This is a genomic window from Acinetobacter sp. PFS20 (assembly GCF_052261015.1).
Taxonomy (GTDB): domain Bacteria; phylum Pseudomonadota; class Gammaproteobacteria; order Pseudomonadales; family Moraxellaceae; genus Acinetobacter.
Window position 1 is genome coordinate 2,788,356 of the sequence record NZ_JBPVZE010000001.1, and the last position, 18,641, is coordinate 2,806,996.

Annotated in this window: 18 protein-coding genes; 10 read left to right on the forward strand and 8 right to left on the reverse strand. The window is 39.2% G+C overall.

Annotated features, from left to right (window positions below; translation table 11 throughout):
• Window positions 1-30: 30 nt before the first annotated feature.
• A complete protein-coding gene (locus ACS125_RS13190; protein ID WP_004792472.1) occupies window positions 31-1,374 on the reverse strand; it encodes an MFS transporter in 1,344 nt (447 codons plus the stop codon).
• Between the two features lie 16 nt (window positions 1,375-1,390).
• Window positions 1,391-2,602 carry an OprD family outer membrane porin gene (locus ACS125_RS13195; protein WP_443273977.1) on the reverse strand — a complete coding sequence of 404 codons (1,212 nt, stop codon included), beginning with the start codon at window positions 2,600-2,602 and terminating at the stop codon, window positions 1,391-1,393.
• Between the two features lie 368 nt (window positions 2,603-2,970).
• Here ACS125_RS13195 and ACS125_RS13200 point away from each other — a divergent pair, with 368 nt between their 5' ends.
• From ACS125_RS13200 to ACS125_RS13220, 5 genes are read left to right on the forward strand one after another with little or no spacing between them, the layout of a single operon-like run.
• The gene (locus ACS125_RS13200) at window positions 2,971-4,221 is read left to right on the forward strand and encodes a dienelactone hydrolase family protein (RefSeq protein WP_353153686.1); all 1,251 of its coding nucleotides are present in this window, start codon (window positions 2,971-2,973) and stop codon (window positions 4,219-4,221) included.
• Between the two features lie 12 nt (window positions 4,222-4,233).
• Window positions 4,234-5,019 carry an SDR family oxidoreductase gene (locus ACS125_RS13205; protein WP_443272576.1) on the forward strand — a complete coding sequence of 262 codons (786 nt, stop codon included), beginning with the start codon at window positions 4,234-4,236 and terminating at the stop codon, window positions 5,017-5,019.
• A gap of 44 nt (window positions 5,020-5,063) precedes the next feature.
• On the forward strand, window positions 5,064-6,302 hold the full coding sequence (locus ACS125_RS13210; protein WP_443272578.1) for a styrene monooxygenase/indole monooxygenase family protein: 1,239 nt from the start codon (window positions 5,064-5,066) through the stop codon (window positions 6,300-6,302).
• A 26-nt stretch (window positions 6,303-6,328) separates the two neighbouring features.
• Complete coding sequence (locus ACS125_RS13215) at window positions 6,329-6,859, forward strand: flavin reductase family protein (protein WP_151962779.1); 531 nt, start codon at window positions 6,329-6,331, stop codon at window positions 6,857-6,859.
• A 53-nt stretch (window positions 6,860-6,912) separates the two neighbouring features.
• Window positions 6,913-7,860 carry a SphA family protein gene (locus ACS125_RS13220; protein WP_443272581.1) on the forward strand — a complete coding sequence of 316 codons (948 nt, stop codon included), beginning with the start codon at window positions 6,913-6,915 and terminating at the stop codon, window positions 7,858-7,860.
• A gap of 55 nt (window positions 7,861-7,915) precedes the next feature.
• Here ACS125_RS13220 and ACS125_RS13225 read toward each other — a convergent pair whose 3' ends face one another.
• The 4 genes from ACS125_RS13225 to antA all read right to left on the reverse strand — a co-directional run bounded on the left by ACS125_RS13225 (window position 7,916) and on the right by antA (window position 12,379).
• Window positions 7,916-8,974: an AraC family transcriptional regulator gene (locus tag ACS125_RS13225; RefSeq protein WP_443272583.1), complete on the reverse strand. Its 1,059-nt coding sequence runs from the start codon at window positions 8,972-8,974 to the stop codon at window positions 7,916-7,918.
• A 455-nt stretch (window positions 8,975-9,429) separates the two neighbouring features.
• Window positions 9,430-10,464 (reverse strand): anthranilate 1,2-dioxygenase electron transfer component AntC, encoded by a 1,035-nt coding sequence (gene antC / locus ACS125_RS13230; RefSeq protein ID WP_443272585.1) that lies wholly within the window; start codon window positions 10,462-10,464, stop codon window positions 9,430-9,432.
• 5 nt (window positions 10,465-10,469) lie between these two features.
• Window positions 10,470-10,961: an anthranilate 1,2-dioxygenase small subunit gene (gene antB / locus ACS125_RS13235; RefSeq protein WP_443272587.1), complete on the reverse strand. Its 492-nt coding sequence runs from the start codon at window positions 10,959-10,961 to the stop codon at window positions 10,470-10,472.
• A 2-nt stretch (window positions 10,962-10,963) separates the two neighbouring features.
• Window positions 10,964-12,379 carry an anthranilate 1,2-dioxygenase large subunit gene (gene antA, locus ACS125_RS13240; protein WP_443272589.1) on the reverse strand — a complete coding sequence of 472 codons (1,416 nt, stop codon included), beginning with the start codon at window positions 12,377-12,379 and terminating at the stop codon, window positions 10,964-10,966.
• 219 nt (window positions 12,380-12,598) lie between these two features.
• On the opposite strand from antA, the gene ACS125_RS13245 reads away from it, so the two are divergent.
• The 4 genes from ACS125_RS13245 (at window position 12,599) to ACS125_RS13260 (ending at window position 15,533) form a co-directional block, all read left to right on the forward strand.
• Window positions 12,599-12,949 carry a winged helix-turn-helix domain-containing protein gene (locus ACS125_RS13245; protein WP_004792452.1) on the forward strand — a complete coding sequence of 117 codons (351 nt, stop codon included), beginning with the start codon at window positions 12,599-12,601 and terminating at the stop codon, window positions 12,947-12,949.
• Between the two features lie 484 nt (window positions 12,950-13,433).
• A complete protein-coding gene (gene modA / locus ACS125_RS13250; protein ID WP_443272590.1) occupies window positions 13,434-14,219 on the forward strand; it encodes a molybdate ABC transporter substrate-binding protein in 786 nt (261 codons plus the stop codon).
• On the forward strand, window positions 14,216-14,908 hold the full coding sequence (gene modB, locus ACS125_RS13255; RefSeq protein ID WP_443272592.1) for a molybdate ABC transporter permease subunit: 693 nt from the start codon (window positions 14,216-14,218) through the stop codon (window positions 14,906-14,908). The genes modA and modB overlap by 4 nt, the downstream gene beginning before the upstream one ends.
• Window positions 14,909-14,912: 4 nt before the next feature.
• On the forward strand, window positions 14,913-15,533 hold the full coding sequence (locus ACS125_RS13260) for an ATP-binding cassette domain-containing protein (protein ID WP_443272594.1): 621 nt from the start codon (window positions 14,913-14,915) through the stop codon (window positions 15,531-15,533).
• Between the two features lie 46 nt (window positions 15,534-15,579).
• Here ACS125_RS13260 and ACS125_RS13265 read toward each other — a convergent pair whose 3' ends face one another.
• Together ACS125_RS13265 and ACS125_RS13270 are read right to left on the reverse strand one after the other, a co-directional pair.
• Window positions 15,580-17,184: a PepSY-associated TM helix domain-containing protein gene (locus ACS125_RS13265; protein WP_443272596.1), complete on the reverse strand. Its 1,605-nt coding sequence runs from the start codon at window positions 17,182-17,184 to the stop codon at window positions 15,580-15,582.
• Between the two features lie 2 nt (window positions 17,185-17,186).
• Entirely contained in the window at window positions 17,187-17,477 is a 291-nt protein-coding gene (locus ACS125_RS13270) for a hypothetical protein (protein ID WP_443272598.1), read from the reverse strand.
• Between the two features lie 413 nt (window positions 17,478-17,890).
• Here ACS125_RS13270 and ACS125_RS13275 point away from each other — a divergent pair, with 413 nt between their 5' ends.
• Complete coding sequence (locus ACS125_RS13275; RefSeq protein ID WP_443272600.1) at window positions 17,891-18,622, forward strand: 4'-phosphopantetheinyl transferase family protein; 732 nt, start codon at window positions 17,891-17,893, stop codon at window positions 18,620-18,622.
• Window positions 18,623-18,641: the final 19 nt, after the last annotated feature.

Here is an 18,641-nt window from a genome sequence, read left to right on the forward strand (position 1 = left end):
TAAATCAGTTTTTTATTTATCGATTAATGTCTATAGACTTTCTTCAAGTTTTAATACTTGTTTGTTTTTAGATTTCTCATAAATTACTTTCAAGCTAAGTGCAATAAATGAGATGAAGGTTGGCAATGCAAGAATAAAGAAAATACCGCTTAAGCTTAAGTTAAAAGTGAAAATGAGCGAGCCAAAGAAAGCACCTAAAATTGCACCGATACGACCAATACCATGCATCCATGAAACGCCAACCGCGCGGCACACTGCTGGATAGAACATAGCTGCAAGTGGTAGTAATGAAGATTGAGCACCTGCGAGTAAGGCACCAATTAAGAAAATAGTAAGCCCTAATAAGAAAATATTTGAGCTCACCAGACCTGCAACAATGAATAGCCCGAAAGCGATGAGATATGAATATTTAATGACTGTAGTTGGATTCAATTTATCCATGTACCATCCCATAATGGTTGCGCCAATTACACCACCGAAAGGAAAAATCGCGGCAATTAAACTAAACTGTTGAGTACTAAAACCTGCTGTTTTTAAAATTGTTGGCATCCAGCTTGTTAAAAGATAAAACACCAATAGACTGGTAAAGCAGCAGAGCCAAAGCATGCTTGAACCCCAAAGGTATTTACCTAGAACCACCTTAACTGGATTTTCATCTGATGCAGTTTCTGATTGAGTTAAAACAAGTTTTACTGGCTCTTGAAAAGAATGGCCTTGAATATTTTCTAAAATACGCTGAGCTTTGTCTTGTTGATGGCGTGTAATTAAGTATTGAGTTGATTCTGGTAATTTAAGTAATAAAGCAACTACTAAAATTAGGGGAATACTTCCGCCAATAATAATCACTTTTGCCCAGCCATAACTTTCTAATAGATAAGCTGATAGCACACCGCCGCAAGAAATACCGAGCATAAAACCACAGCCAGCAAGACCTGTAAGGAATGCTTTACGTTTTACAGGCATATATTCCGAGACAATGGTACTGATGTTTGGCATGGCTGCGCCTAAACCAACACCTGTAATAAAGCGATAAATCATTAAGTCTTGAGTTGAATTAGCAAAGCCACACAAAATCGTAAATATTGAAAATAAAAGGCTTGTAAAAACAATGACACCTTTACGCCCAAACTTATCGGACAGAGGGCCAGAAATGATTGCACCAATTGACATGCCGACTAAGGCAGCACTTAAAACAGGAGCGAGTTGAGGCTTGGTAACTCCCCAATCATCTAATAATGCAGGAGCAATAAAACCAATAATCCCTGTGTCTAGACCATCGCAGAAGAAGACAAAAAAGCCTAGGATAAAAACCATCCACTGTAGTGGAGACAGTTTCTCTCGGTTGATAATCGTGTTTGCATCTATCGTTTTCATATGTATTCCTTATTCATTAAAATTTTTTGCTGTAATTAACGAAGAAACGGTTTTCAGAGAAATCGTTTCCATGCTTAACGTCGTAATTGATGAAGATGTACTGAAGAGCTAAACCTTTGAGGAATGGCTGTTGAAGGGCATAATTGACAATAACGTTTGCTTCACTTTCTTTATTTTTTAAGCCATCTACTGTCTTAAAGTGATCGCCATATACATATTTAAAAGTCGTATTTAAACCAGGCACATAATCTTTAAAGTCATAGCCATAGATGAAGTGATAAGACTTTTCATCTTGTTTGAAGAAACCAGTGGTGTTCCAGTTAATGAAATAAGTTTCAGGCAAAAAACCATCTGGTAACGGGTAAGCAGACTCACCAATAATTTGTTGATAACCCAAACCAAAGCTATGATTTTTTACTTTAAGCGTTTCTAGTAACCCTACATTTTGTGCATCGATGTCAAAAATATTTCCATTATCTTTGGCATTGAAATATTTGAATTTTGAATTAACTGAAAAATTAGAGTTTTTCCATAGGTGGTCAACGCCGACATAATGTTTGTTATATAAATCCTCCATATTTCCAAAGTAATATTCACCCTTCAAGGTAGGCGTAAATTGATAGCGAAGATCTATGTAGTTAAGGCCATCGGAATAGGCAGTCACACCTTTTGAAGTAAAAGAAAATCGATGAAAATCTTCTTCATTTCGCGGTGATACTTTTTCAATACGGCCAATTTCAGCAAAAAGCTTATCGTTTAGCTGACTTTTAAGATTAGTTCCCCAATAAGACGTCAGGAGTTGTCGGCTTGCATCTACAGTGGTTACGGGTAAATCCAGCCATAATTCACCAATGCTTAGTAGGGTCTTGTTATAGCCTAACTTTAAAGTCGCACCATATTTTAGATAATCGGGTGCTTGAGACTGCGTCGCTTTATCAAAAGGCAATACCGTATCTGCAACATGTTTATCTTGGCTTAAACGAACCGCATATTGTGCTGAAGCATTTGCGCCAATTTGAATCGGGGTTCCACTAATTTCTAACGGCGTATCATGCATATTTGAGTTGTAAAATAGAGAAACGGATTGTGACCAGCTACCTGTGTCTTTTACATCTGGATTGTCATAGTTTCTGTCTATATATGCATTTTTTAATGTAAATTTCCATTCTTCATCCGCTGAATAAGCCTGAGTAGAAAATGCACTACAACATAAAATATTGATGAGCATTAACGTTTTTTGTTGTCCATAAAGTGGCCATGGTCGATGCATAAATAAAACGCCTTAATTTAGAAAATGACTGGGCTTTTTTTATGTAATCAAACGAATTACATGACTTGATTGAACTATTTTTAGCCAATAGCCACTATCCAATAAGTCCTAATCTTCATCCATTTTTTCCAAATTAGATAAAAAGTATTAATTTTATTTTTAATTTAAAGTTATGAAATTTATTAGTTTTCTAATTTTTAGTGTTTTATCCATTTTTATTGATTTTGATAATTGCGCAGAGATTGGATAGTGCTTGCAGCTTTTGGACAGTCTAAAAAAACATTCAGATAGAAGATAAAGCCATAACAATGTCAGGAGTTGACACTATGGCTGGTCAAACCGTTCAAATTAAAACAGCATCTGGAAAGCAGTTCAGTGCATATCTAACAACACCAGAAACAGGAAAAGGACCTGGAGTGGTGCTTTGTCAGGAAATCTTTGGGGTGAATGCAGCCATGCGAGAAAAAGCAGAATTTCTTGCAGAAGAAGGCTATACCGTTTTAGTTCCTGATCTATTTTGGCGTGTAGCACCTAATATCGAACTGGGTTACACACCAGAAGATTTTCAAAAGGCTTTCGAGCTTTATCAGCAATATGATGAAAATCTTGGGGTTGAAGATATTCAGGACAGCTTAGGTTTTTTAAAAACACGACCAGAATGTGACACCTCTACAGGCCTCGGTGTGGTGGGTTACTGTTTGGGTGGAAAGCTTGCGTATCTTGCGGGCTGTCGACTTTCGGAAGTGGCATGCGCAGTTGGGTATTACGGTGTAGGCATTGAAAAAGCGATAGATGAGTTAGCCAACGTAAAAGGGCGCTTGGTTTTACATATTGCAGAACTGGACCAATTTACACCGCCAGATGCGAGACAAGCGATTGTTGATGCAGCCAACCAATATTCAAATATACAAGCCTATGTATATGAAGGTGTTGATCATGCCTTTGCACGACCAAAAAGCAACCATTACCACAAACCTTCAGCACGTTTTGCCCACGAGCGTACAGTAACAGCTCTACATGACACGATTGGACCGAAATATGACCTAGTCGCGCTATGGGAAGAGCATATTCGTCATGAGTTCGATACGCGTGACGTGCCAGCAACCATGGCAACAATGGTTGCTGAACCCTATGTCAACCATATTCCAACCTTAACCGGCGGTGTAGGCCAAAGCCAGCTTGCTCGTTTTTATCAATATCACTTTGTTCATCAAAACCCAAAAGATATGAAGATCACTTCGATCTCTCGTACGGTTGGCTCAACGCAAGTGGTAGACGAATTCATTATGAGCTTTACCCACGACGCTGAAATTGACTGGTTATTACCGGGTGTAAAACCAACTGGTAAATACGTCGAAATTCCAATGTTAGGTGTAATTCAGTTCAGAGGTTCAAAGCTATGCCATGAGCATATTTACTGGGACCAAGCATCGGTACTGGTTCAAATTGGTTTATTAGACCCAACAGGCTTACCAGTTGCAGGTGTCGAGACCGCACGAAAACTTCTTGATGAAGATCTTCCTTCAAATACGTTGATGCCATCTTGGTCAAGTAGTGAAGGCAAGCCAGTCAATTAAGGAGGATCTGCAATGGATATAGATTTAAAAGGAAAAGTCGCTGTGGTGAGCGGCGGCGCAACGCTGATTGGTAAAGCAGTTGTGCAAGCCTTAGTTAGTTCAGGTGCTCATGTCGCTATTTTAGATATTGATGCCAAAGGAAAGGCGATTGCCGAAAGCTTTAATCATGACGTGATGTTTATTCAAACCGATTTAACCAGCGATGCAGCTATTCAACAAGCTGTGGCGGATATTCACCAACATTTAGGTGAAGTGAGTTACTTGGTCAATCTGGCATGTACCTACTTAGACGATGGCTTTAAGTCCTCACGGCAGGATTGGTTACAAGCACTCGATATTAATTTGGTCTCCACAGTTGAGTTGAGCCGTGCTTTTTACAATGACTTAAAAAAGCAGCAAGGTTCAATCGTTAATTTTACTTCAATCTCGGCCAAAGTGGCGCAAACAGGGCGCTGGTTATATCCAGTGTCTAAAGCCGCGATACGTCAACTCACACAAAGCATGGCAATGGATTTTTCTGCCGATGGTATTCGCGTCAACTCAGTTTCACCGGGTTGGACATGGTCTCGTGTCATTGCAGAAGTCAGCGGTAATAACCGCGAAAAGGCCGATAGCGTGGCAGCCGATTATCACTTGCTAGGCCGATTGGGTCATCCCGAAGAAGTCGCCAACGTGGTTTTGTTTTTATTGTCGCCCGCTGCGAGTTTTGTCACCGGAGCAGATTATGCAGTCGATGGTGGCTATTCAGTAATGGGCCCTGAAGGATCACAGCCCGCTATTCCACGTTTAGCCGAATAGCACAGCGTTTTTAAAAGCACATTTAGAAAATTATGGAGAATATTATGCGCCGTATTGCAATTGTTGGAGCTGGACAGTCTGGTTTACAGCTTGGTTTGGGGTTATTAGATACCGGCTATGACGTAACCATGATCACCAACCGAACTGCCGATGAAATCCGTCAAGGTAAAGTCATGTCAAGCCAGTGTATGTTTCATACCGCTTTACAAACTGAACGTGACTTGGAACTAAATTTCTGGGAAGAACAATGTCCAGCGGTAGAAGGCATTGGGCTGGCTTTAGTCAATCCTGAAAATGGTGGTAAAGCATTTGAATGGAGTGCTCGTCTTGAGCGCTACGCACAATCGGTCGATCAACGCGTCAAAATGCCACATTGGATGGAAGAATTTGAACGTCGTGGTGGTCGATTAGTGATTCAGGATGTGGGTATGGAAGAGTTAGAACAACTCGCAAACGACTATGAGCTTGTATTACTCGCGGCTGGTAAAGGTGAAGTCGTCAAACAGTTTGAGCGTGATGAAGCGCGTAGTGTTTTTGATAAACCACAGCGCGCTTTGGCATTGACCTATGTCAAAAACATGAAGCCAATTTCACCTTATTCACGTGTGACTTTTAATATTATTCCAGAAGTTGGTGAATACTTTTCTTTTCCGGCACTTACTGTTAATGGTCCTTGCGACATTATGGTGTTTGAAGGTATTCCAAATGGGCCAATGGACTGCTGGCAAGATGTCAAAACACCAGAACAGCATTTGCAGTGCAGTTTGGACTTACTCAAGAAATTTGTGCCTTGGGAATATGAACGCTGCACAAATGTTGAGTTGACCGATGCAGGCGGATATTTGGCTGGACGTTTCCCACCGACCGTACGCAAACCAATTTTGACATTACCCTCTGGCAAGCAAATTTTTGGTATGGCCGATGCCTTAGTAGTCAATGACCCAATTACTGGTCAGGGCTCAAACAACGCTGCTAAGTGTAGCAAAATCTATTTCGATGCCATTTTAGCCAATGATAATCAAAGTTTTAGCGAACAATGGATGGTTCAAACCTTTGAGCGTTATTGGGCCTATGCAGAAAAAGTCGTGGCTTGGACCAATAGCCTATTAGTGCCACCAAAGCCTCATGTTGTTGAACTATTAGCAGCCGCAAGCCAAAACCAGAGCATTGCTTCCATTATGGCCAATAACTTTGATGACCCGCGCGCTTTTGCTCCTTGGTGGTTTGATGCAAATCAGGCTCAAGCATTCTTGGCTTCAAAAACCGCAGCAAAAGTAGCCTAGGTCATAGTCAAAGGGAGATATGAAAAATGGATACAATTGAAACTCAAGGTTTACAAATCATTAATGCTCAAAACCCAAGAGAAATCCGTAATTTGCTTGGACAGTTTGCAACTGGCGTTACCGTGATTACAACCCGTGGTAAAGACGGTCGGAAAATAGGAATGACTGCCAACTCATTTTCATCACTGTCTTTAGATCCGCCATTAATTTTGTGGAGTCTTTCAAAAACAGCGCCAAGTTTGTCTGATTTTGTAGAAGCTGAATATTTTGCCATACATATGTTGGCGCAAGAGCATCATCAGCTTTCGGGGCATTTTGCACGAGGTGCTGAAGACAAATTTGCAGGCATTGCTCATCAACAATGCAATGCAGGCGTTCCAATTTTATCCGATGCACTCGCAACCTTGGTTTGCCGCAATGTAAATCAGTATGAAGGGGGAGATCACCTGATTTTTATTGGTCAAATTGAACAATACCAACAACGCCAAGGTGAACCATTGGTATTCCACGCAGGAAAGTATCGGATTGCCGCAGAGCATCCAGAATTAGCACATTAATTCACCACAATCACGATCAATCCGGTCGTGATTTTTTTATAGGAAATAAGAAGATGAAAAGCACTTTAATTAAACATGGTTTTTTAGCAGGGACATTGTTGGGTTTGCCATTGGTTACACATGCCTATGATTTACCGACCGTAAACTTAGGTATGACCAGCTTTCTCGATGGCGGCTTACCCGCAGGGCCCGGTTGGTATGCTCAAACCTATTTTCAAAATTATGATAGCAATAAATTGGTCGATGCCAATGGACAAAAACTCGGTTTACCTAAAACTGATTTAAATTATCAAGTACTGGTTGAACAGATTAGTTATTTATCGAATGTCCGAGTAAAAGATAAAGCCAGCCTAGGTATGAATTTTTTAATTCCTTTTGTCAGCAAAATGGACATGGATGATGGCTTGAATAATGCTGCTATTAAGGCCCAAAGTGGCTTTGGGGACATTATGATTGGACCTTTTATTCAGTTCGATCCAGTTATGGGGGCACAAGGGCCGAAGTTTGTACATCGTTTTGAGTTTCAGGTGAATTTACCTACTGGCGAATATGATCAACAAAAAGATATTAACCCAAGTAATAACGCTGTTTCATTTGATCCTTATTGGGCTGCAACGTATTGGTTTAATCCCAAGTGGACAGCTTCAACGCGTATCCATTATCTCTATAACTTTAAAAATGATGACCCAAGCTATGCGTTTGCTGGAGCAAATGATATGCAAGCTGGGCAAGCAATTCATGCAAACTTTGCAACAGACTATGCCATTACTGAACAGTTCCGTTTAGGACTAAATGGTTATTGGCTAAAACAAGTCACTGACACTGAAGTTGATGGTGAGAAAGTCAAAGGTCGACGTGAACAAGTTTGGGCTATTGGTCCGGGTGCGATGTATAGTTTTTCTAAAAATGATCACTTGGTTGCAAATGCTTATTTTGAGCAAGGTGCTGAAAACCGCCCAGAGGGAACACGACTACAAGTTCGCTATGTTCATCATTTCTAAGTCATAAAAAAAGCCTTTTATATTTATTGATATAAAAGGCTTTTCTTTATTTGTTTTAAGAAAAAATTGAAGTAATTAAGCCTGAGCCTTCACTTTGACCAGAACGGCGGGTAGAAGAAGGTAATTCACCATAACGGCGTTTATATTCTTGAGAAAAACGGCCTAAGTGAGTAAATCCCCACTTAAATGCAACATCTGTGACCGATAGATTTTCATTATGCATCAGCTCTAAATGGGCTTGTTCAAAACGTAACTCTTTTAGGTAAGACATTGGGGTAGTTCCCAAATAATTTTTAAAGCCAGTAAATAACGTTCTCACACTCACGCCAGCATGTTCAGCCAAAATTTCTACATTAAGTGGCTCATGTAAATGTTCTTTAATATAGGCTTCTATACGCTTCACGAAATAAGGAGAGACTGTTTTTTCTTTATGCTGATCTATTTTATGTAACGCATTATTGGGTTGACCATAAATAAGTGCATTAAAGAGATTTGACTCAAATTGTTTAAAGGCTAAAGGATGATGAAGCGGGTGTTGCTCGCATGCCAAAGCATCTATCAAGGTTCTAACCAGCTGTAAAAAATAGGCTCCACTTTGTGTAGAAAAGTCTAATTTGGGGTCGAAAACGAGTAAGTTATTTTCTGAATCAGCAATATGCTGACGGCAATGATACGTAAAATCATCCTTTGAAACTTTTAGAATGAGCTGTGGTGAGTTCGCATGCCAGCGCATACGTAAAGATTGCTGAGGAGAAATAAGCGAAGCAACTTGAGAATAAGAAATAAACTTTTGCGAACCAAACTCGATTTCTGCGTAGCCTTGAGTTGGAATTTGAATTAAGTAAAAGTTATCAAGATGATCTGGTTCAATAATGACATCCGCGCCATATTCCAAGCGGCTAATAGATAATGCACCTGTTTTAACATGGTGCATGGTTGCACTGAAATCTCGCTTCTGCTGAGAGATTTTAAGATCATGCGGTTTAAAAATTTGCCCGACATTTCGGCAAGTTTCATTTAAATCGTGATGATCAAACACCAAATTACCAGTGGTAAAGATAGACTCATTTTGAAAATGACGTCCACTGAGTTCGGGGGAGTTGGCTTGGTTCATATTTATCCCTTTTGGCTCACTCCTGTATTTACTGTGCAAAATGTGTGAATCTTAACTTTACAACACGTAAATACGGCACTTAAAAAAAATAAGTTACTCGCAAATTACAATGAGATATAAGCAAGATATAGACCAATTTAATCGTTAACCATTGTGATTTTTGAAAATATTAATCTGGGAATTTATTTACCGAATTAATAAATGGAATAGGAGGATATAAACGGTGCTATAAGTTAATCTCATCATGATCTTATTCCTTAAGATCTATCAAAATTTATAGCAAATCCGAGTAAAACGGTCAATTTATTTTGTCGGAATTTATTATTTTATATTATTGAATATAAAGGTTTTTTAAAAATAAAAAACAAAAATTCAATATACCCTTTATAAGAGTATATTGAATCATTTCAGGTTTTAGCGGTTTTTAATTTATTTGTACTAAAGCTATTTTACTTTCAACGTGAGGTATTGCTTTGTAAAAACTTCTCACTGTAAATGCGATAGTTTTGCAGAGATTGTTCATCTAACCAATTTTTAACAGCTTCAATCATTGGTGGTGGGCCACATAAATACATATCAAAAGCTTGTTCAGCCAGTTGATCTTTATTTAAGTGCTCATGAATATAACCCGCTTTACCTTGCCAAGCTTCGGTTGCCTTAGTCACAATCGGGTGATAACTAAAGTTTGGAAGTTGTTCTGCATAGGCATGTAAACGCTGCTGTTCACATAAATCGGTTTCACTATTTACGCCGTAATATAACTGAACCGCAGGTGAGTTCGGTTGATCCACCAAGTTATCAAGCATTCCCAAGAAAGCAGATAACCCTGTTCCACCAGCTACAAAAACCAGTGGTCGCTGTACTTCGCGTAAATAGAAACTACCCAGAGGTGCTTCAATGAGCAGGGTTTGTCCAACTTTACATCGATCACGCAAGTAATTGCTCATCACACCGTCTGGCAAAAGACGAATTAGAAATTGCAATTGATTGGTTGCATTTGGTCTATTTGCAAAAGAATAAGAACGCCAGTCGTCAGTATCTGGAATTTGCAAACGAGCATATTGACCCGGTAAAAACTGAAGTTGTTCAGTATGACTGCTCGCATCAAGATGCAAAATTGCTGTTGTTTCAGAAACCAACTCAACCGCAGTCACTTTGGTTTCAATTTTTAAAGTATCACCAGCGTTACAAATAGCAGAATCATGATCGAAATAAAAAGCTGCATCTGATTTCACACGCGTCTGGCAAGCTAACATTTTCCGCTCGGCCAAATCACGCTCACTTAATGCATCTTCATCAACATATTCTTGTTCATAAAGACCAGTTTCACACTGTCCCTGACAGGTACCACAAACACCTTCACGGCAGTCTAGCGGCAGGTTAATTCCTTGGCGAACTGCTGCATCAAGCAGTAATTCGTCGTTATTTACCGAAATGAAAAAGGTTTTGCCATCGGCAAAGTTAAGTGCAACTGAATGTCCCATTTTCATTTCCCTTAAACGTGATAGAAGTCTAAAACGGAATCAATTTTGTCATTGAGCAAAATGCTGTGTTGACGACGAATACGGAAACCATCTGCTGTTTGGCGTAAAAGATAAGTAGCGTGTCCGTAAAAACAGCCTTCTAAGCCTTGACGGTTATAAAGCGTTTGCCAAGCAACTTTTGCTTCAATAAGACCGTCATCCAACGTTTTAACCCGAATGTTATTCATGCTGTGTAACGTACGGGGTAACGGCGTTGCAGATGCAGCTTTACCTGTACGAATACGGAATACACGGTCTTCAAGTCCAGTACGGTCCGCATAATAAATATAAGACAAACCCTGATTTGGATCTTGAACATAGTTATGGTCATCAATCCACTGTGGAATATGATATTCACTATCTTCATCGTAAAGGTCTAGATAGGCATCCCAGTCATAAGCATCACAAAGTTCTGCTTTTTTGTACAAAAACTGAGATACAGCAAAATGTAGTTCTTGTGACATGGTTACACCTCATCCATTAGGGCATTGTTTTCAAAAGTAATATCTTGCATTTTCAATGCTTTCTTGTTTAATCCGTCGAGCATTAGGCGTTGCCAATGTCCATGCTGGTTTACATAGAGTCCTTCGTGGGTAAACTCACGGCCAGTAATGACAGGTTGAATGCCTAAATCTTGTGAGTTTTTGGTCGCACCATATTCCCAAGACTGACAGCCACGAGAAATATCGCTCCAACGTTCAAGTCGTGCCTGAAAACCTTTTTGCTGTTCACGGAATTCAACTAAATCGTCTGGTGTACCAAGACCCGACACATTAAAGAAATCTTCGAACTGGCGAATACGGTTACGGCGTGCTTCAGCAGATTCACCTTTAACCCCAATACATTGACTAATGACTTCAGTTTTATTCCAAGCCACAGGGCGAACAATACGAAGCTGTGAGCTAATCTGGTCCATAAAAAATAGGCTAGGGTACAAGTTCAAGTTTCTTAAACGGTGCATTGCCCACTCAGCATATTTGTCGCCGTATTTTTCAACCATATATGGCATAACTGTGCTGTAACCCGGACGAACTGTGGGATTCGGCATATCACTGAATAAAACACTATGGCCATTTTTGAAGCTGAACCAGCCATCGTCAGTTTCTGAGTCACCCGCACCTAACTTGCTATAGTCAAGCGTATCGAGTTCTTCACCTTTTGATGCATTGACTTGTTGGCGGTGTTGGACTGTAGAGACATAGTTATAGTGAACAGTGCTGACATGGTAGCCATCTAAGCCATTTTCATTTTGTAGCTTCCAGTTGCCTGCAAAGGTATAAGATGATTTGCCTTGAAGCACTTCAAGTTCACCCGTTGGCGACTGGTTAACCATTAAATCAAGGAACAGTTTTGCATCGCCCAAAAAGTCTTCTAGTGAATCTGTTGCTTGAGTATCAAGACTTACAAATACGAAACCACGATAGCTGGCAATACGGCCTTGTTTTAAGCCACGGCTTGATTTATCAAAATCTTCACAATATTCGCCAGGTGCTTTGACTTTAACTAAACGACCATCTGACTTATAGCACCATGCGTGGAATGGACAAGTAAATGTAGATTGGTTGCCTTTAGCAACGCGTGTTAAGGTTGCGCCACGATGTTCACAAGCATTCACCATGGCATGTAGTTCGCCTTTACCATCACGGCTCACAATAATCGGTTGACGACCAATTTGAATGGTTAGGAAATCATGATTGTTTGGAATCTCACTTTCGTGACATGCATAAATCCAAACCTTTTCAAAAATAAGTTCCATTTCCAAGTCAAATAGTTCAGGCTCAGTGAACATATTACGTGCAATACGAAACACGCCATCGTTAGGACGGAAGTCGATACATCCATCTACAAAATCATTCCATTGTTTTAAATTAGATGAGGTCATTTGCTCAATCCTATTCATTCAGCTTTTAACTGATTGAACCGCGATTAGGCTTTGGCCTCTATCCGTTTTTTCCAGATCTTTATCCACTTTGTGCAGTTTTGATTTTTTAATAAGACTATCTTTAAGATGTAATCGCATTTTAAAAATGTATATGTCCTATCTTTTTAAATTTCCATATAATCTTAACCAGAATAAAATCAAATCTTGTGAATTAAGCTGATGAAAGAACAAAACTTAAAATTACAGATTAGAATTCTTTTAGAGCAAAACATTGCGTTTGGCCCTGGAAAAGCAGACTTACTTGAAGCAATTGAAAAAACTGGTTCGATCTCACAAGCTGCAAAATCTATGAATATGAGCTATCGCCGTGCATGGCAGTTGGTAGACACCATGAATCAATGCTTCGAAACAGCTCTAGTAGAAACTCAAACAGGTGGAACACATGGTGGTGGGGCAGCCGTTACAGCTTTGGGCCAGAAAGTATTACAACACTATCGTCAAATGGAAGTTAATGCTCGACAAGCCTTAGAACATGATTATCAAATTATGAGTAGCTATTTAAAAAACTAAATTAAAAGATTTTATAGAGACTGAATCTTTTAATTTGGTATAGCTTTTGCTTAATACAAAGTGCACGCTGAAAAAGCACTGCTGCAATTTTCAGTTACACAGACAATGGCGTCTATTCTGCACTATCGAAAAAGATAGTCTGGGGTAGGCGTTTTTTTGCGTATCTAAAAAAGTGGCTGGCATAAACGACTGATCTTTCTATAGATCTTTATGGTTATCTCTATGTGATTTTTGGCATAGGGATGACCATAAAACCAATTAAATTAGACACTAAAGTTTAAAAGAAAATAAGTTTTATATAGTGCTCTTAAATGGTTAGCCTCACTACCGAGTGCACCAAAATGAAGTTTTAAATACAAATTGCGCTATTTACCTTCATTCCAGTCATCTATATTTGACGAATTATGCTTTTCATAATCTTTGTGTAGCGCTATATTCTTGGGTATATATCGCTGCAAAAAAAGACAAAAAAAGGTAAAACATAATGGTAAGTAATGCGAAGATAAAAAAGTTGGCTTTAGCCTGTTCGGTGCTCAGCATAGGATTGGTCTTTAATATTCCAGCCAAGGCTGAATCGGTTACTGTTTATGCAGCAGCCAGCTTAACCAATGCTATTAATGATTTAGAAAAAATTTATGAAAAACAAAATAATATAGAAGTTAAAACTTCATATGCTGGTTCATCAACCTTAGCGAAACAAATTGAAGCTGGGGCACCTGCAGATATTTTTATTTCAGCAGATATACAGTGGATGGATTATCTGCAAAACAAAAAACGAGTAGCTGCTAATGACCGTGTGAATTTATTAGGCAACCGTTTGGTTCTAATTACTCCAAAAGGGCAGTCACTAAACGTAAAACTAGATAAAACAACCGATCTAAATAAAGTGTTTACAGGAAAGATTTGTACAGGGGATACTAAAAGTGTGCCTGTAGGCAAATATGCTAAACAAGCTTTTACCAATTTAGGTTGGTGGAGTCGTATTGAGCCAAAGTTAGTTGAAACAGAAGATGTTCGAGCGGCATTAAATTTTGTTGCGCGTGGTGAATGTCAGGTTGGCATTGTCTATGCAACTGATGCAGCCATTAGCAAAGACGTGAATGTAGCTGGTGTATTTCCGATAAATACACATTCGCCAATTATTTATCCTGTAGGGTTGATTAAAAAGAACTCAAACTCAGCAAAGTTCTATCAGTTTTTACAAAGCAATCAAGCCAAAGCTGTTTTTAAAAAATATGGCTTTAGCGTGTTGGCTCCAGTCAAGCCATGATGTTTTCATTAACCCCCGAAGAACTCAGCGTGCTGCAACTTTCTTGTAAGGTAGCGGCAAGTTGTCTTGTCGTCAGTATTATTCCTGCAATTTGTGTGGGGTGGTTTTTGGCACGTAAAGAGTTCTGGGGTAAGTCATTCATTGAAACATTGGTGTTTTTACCTTTGGTGTTACCACCAGTGGTTCCTGGTTATTTGCTTTTACAAGTTTTTGGGAGCCGCGGCGTTGTTGGGCAATATTTGGCGCCACTCGGAATTGATTTTGCATTTAACTGGAAAGGCGCAGTTCTTGCCTCGGCAGTGATGGGTTTCCCGCTATTGGTGCAATCGATTCGACTAGCAATTGAACTGGTCGATCAGCGCTTAGAAAAGGCAGCAAAGACATTAGGTGCCTCATCTTTAGGGGCATTTTTTCATGTCACTTTACCTCTTGCCAGCAGTGGTATTTTAATTGGTGCTATTTTATGTTTTTGCCGCAGTTTAGGTGAGTTTGGTGCAACCATTACCTTTGTGGGTAATATTTCAAATGAAACACGCACTTTGCCTCTAGCCATGTATAGCTTAATGCAACAGCCCGATACAGAGGCCGCTATTCAACGGCTTATTGTTTTATCGTTAAGCGTGGCTTTTTTAGCCTTATGGTTTGCACAGTGGTTTCATCGTTATCAAAAGAAACGTTTAGGACGGTAAGGTTATGTTGATTGATTGCCGTTTTCACCTACAGATGGGTCAATTTCATATTGAGCCTAGTTTCCAGTCAGATGCTTCTGTTATTGGGCTATTTGGTGCCTCTGGGTCAGGTAAAACATCGATTTTACATGCCATTGCAGGGCTGAACACACCGCATAGTGGACTCATTAAAATACAGGATCAAACATGGTTTGATTCAGATCAAAACATTAATTTGAGCACCCAAAAGCGGCATGTTGGATTAGTTTTTCAAGATGCTCAGCTTTTTCCGCATAAAACGGTAAAGCAAAATTTATTATTTGGTCTTAAGCACCTGCCCCAACAAGAGCGTCACTTTGAAGCAGATTATATTATTGAGTTATTAAAGTTAGGCCACTTATTACAACGTATGCCCATCAAACTCTCAGGAGGGGAAAAACAGCGCGTAGCACTGGGTCGAGCATTATTATATTCACCTAAGCTGTTACTCCTTGATGAGCCATTATCAGCACTAGATGCGAATCATAAAGCTGAAATTATTCCTTTTTTCCAGAAGGTAAAAGAGGAAATAAAAATTCCAATAATTTATGTGAGTCATGATATTCAAGAAATTAAACAACTGACCGAAACAATGTGGGTTTTATAATTTTTCATATTTCACACATTATTTCAGTCATGTTGATTCATGGTTGTTAGCTAGCCCATAAACTGCCCGTTGGAGCAGATTTTCGGCGATCTTGGGCTTGTTGATAAAAACGCCAGAAAGCAAAAGCAAAAATTATAGCTAAGAAATCAACCACTAAGATTTCTCCGCCATGTACCCATAAGCCACTTTGAGGAATGAAGTAGGCTAAAAGGGATGTAAGCGGAATTGCAAATAACACCAAAACCAAGGTTAATAGCAGTTGTGGTAAAGCTTTTGCATAGCCAATCACAAAGGTATAAATCAAACTCAGTAGGAAAATCGCATAATAACCATATATAAAGAGGTGATTCATGCTTTCAATATTGAGTGTAGCGAAAAGCCAACGACTGGCCAACATTGTACCTACGACAGCTAAAACACACCCTAAACATGCACCTATCGTTAAGTTCGCAAGAAACACCACATCTTTACGTTGAACAGGAACAGGGTCTTCTGCACGCTTCTGTTTACGTGCGCGAGTTTCAACCCAAAGGATGTTGCCCGTATAAAATAAGAAGGCACCACCAACACCTAACACAAAATAAATCCAACGTACGCCCGTACCACCAAAACTTCCAAAATGTAGACTAAACATGGCGTTGATTAACTTATTTCCAGCATCAGTCTGTGTGTTAATACCTTTATGATTAAAGTGCTCAACTGCATATGGATTCATACGCATAAAGTCATGATTTGCACCGCGCAACATCTGATCTGAACTATACAGAGCAATACGTGCATTGGCTTTTTCAGGTTTGTCTAGGCCACTGAACTGGATATAGTCAACAGAATATTCAGGCGCTACTTTTTTAGCTTGGGCTAATATTTGCTGTACATCAATCTGTGTTTGTTTAGGTTGAATAAGCGCTGGGGGAGAACGCTGAAAAACTGGCTGTCCTTTGAGGGCAAGCTGTCCAATCGCATCATAAAAAAAGTCATGAAAAGCAAAGACAATAACGCTAATACTAATAATGATGTGGAAAGGTAAGCTCGTAATTCCAATCACGTTATGCGCATCTAGCCAAAATCGCTTTTTATTTTTACCAGGGCGAATAACAAAATAATCCTTTACCAAGGTTGGTAAAAGTATGATCACTCCTGAAAGCAGGGCAAGAAAATATAAAATTGAAACCACGCCCATCACATACAGGCCTAATCCGTGATGGCCTGCCATGCCCGGTATGCCTGCTGTTTCATGCAATTGTTCGATCAGCCAGCCAGCTTTAGATAGGTTTTCTTGGGCAACGATTAACTGACCTTTATCATCTAAGCTTGCCATCCACGTAGACTGCGCCGCATTAAAGCCATCTCCACGTTCATGTTCACTCCACGTAATAGGTGCATAGTGAAATTCATTAGACGATAAATTTAGTGTGAAGTTCTTTTGCGCAGCTGGATAGGCAGTCTGTACTTTTTGAATGAGTTCATTATATTGGTCGGGTGAGACTTTTGGTAAAACTTGCTGTGTTGGCGTAGCCCACTTACTAATATGGTGCTGAAACATGCTGAGCCCACCAGCAAAGAAACAGATAAAAAGCAAAATCCCAGCACATACACCCACCCAAGTATGCATACTTTTTGCTAATTTCATGATGTCTGAACGTACTTTCATGTTTAACCCCGTAATACAAAAATACAGCTATACGCTAGGGCATTGGCAGTCAATAAATAGATAAGCGCTTTTCGCCCAGTCGTAAAAAAATAACTGCCAAACATAATAGGCATCCAACACCATGGAACGCTCCACATCCCCACTTGCATTAATAAATCCATGGCAACATAAGGTTGGCCTAATAAAACAATCAAATTACCAATAGCGATAGAAAGACTTAGACCAAAAACACCACCAGCAAAAGTTTTACTCCACCAGTCTGGCTGGATCGGAGACTGAATTTTAGCTTTCATGAAATCAGTTTCCGTTTAAAAAGCGCCATAAAAGGGAGGAAAGACCAAGCAAAAATGATGAGCATAAACCAACAAAAAGCGGCAACAACTTTTGGTAAGCTTGCAAAGAGCACAATAAATCCAATGCTTAATAGCACTAGACCCAAATACTTAAAAAAAGTAGGAAGATGCTGAGACAACAGATTTTGGTTGCTATGACTACAATAGATACTGACCGCTCCCAACAGGGTCAAAAAAAGTCCTATAAGTTTCATAATCAATGTTTATAAGTAAATTAAAGTCAAAATTTACCCAATAGTATAAGTAAATAATAATTATTATCAAATGATAAATATAATTATTTATATATTTGCGTTGAGTAAGTTAAGATAGGAGATAACTCATTAAAAATATTTATTTTGAAGTCGAATACAGTGAGTCATTATCTATATATTCCTGAACAAATCAGTACATCAATTTATGAAATTTCGAGTCCTATTTTTCTTACATCAGAGCTATTTTGTTATTGTCTAGATTTATCACAAACAACGCATTTGCATCTAGACCAACAATTAGAGCATCCATTAAAAATTGCTCAAGCACATCCAAAACGTCAACAAGAATACCTTTGTGGGAGAGTATTGGCTCAGGCTGTTTTAAGTCATCATTTTGGTTTAGATCAGTCAATAACCTCAATGCACGAACATTTACCCATCTGGCCATCCCATGTTTTGGGGAGTATTAGTCATTCACAAAATAAGTTAATTGTTACGCTATCTAATAATGCGATTTATTTGGGAATTGATATTGAACACTGGGTGACCTCAGAATTTGCTCAAGAAAGTGCACCTCTTGTTTTAACACCATCTGAGTTTGATTTATGGAAAAGTAAAGCGGCTGAGTTTTTTGATTTTGCCCGCTATGTGAGCTTAATTTTCTCTGTAAAAGAAAGCCTATATAAAGCGATTTATCCCACTGCAAAGCAATATATCGATTTCTTAGAAGCATCTATCGTTGATATTAATTTTGAAAATCAAACATTAACGCTAACTTTTTTGCCAGAAATTCAACAGCGCTATCAACTCTTAGAACGCTATGATGGTGGCTGGACCATAGAACAAGACCATATTATGACTTGGGTTTTTCAGGCACGTCATTCTGCTTAATGCAAAAGAAGGCAACGAA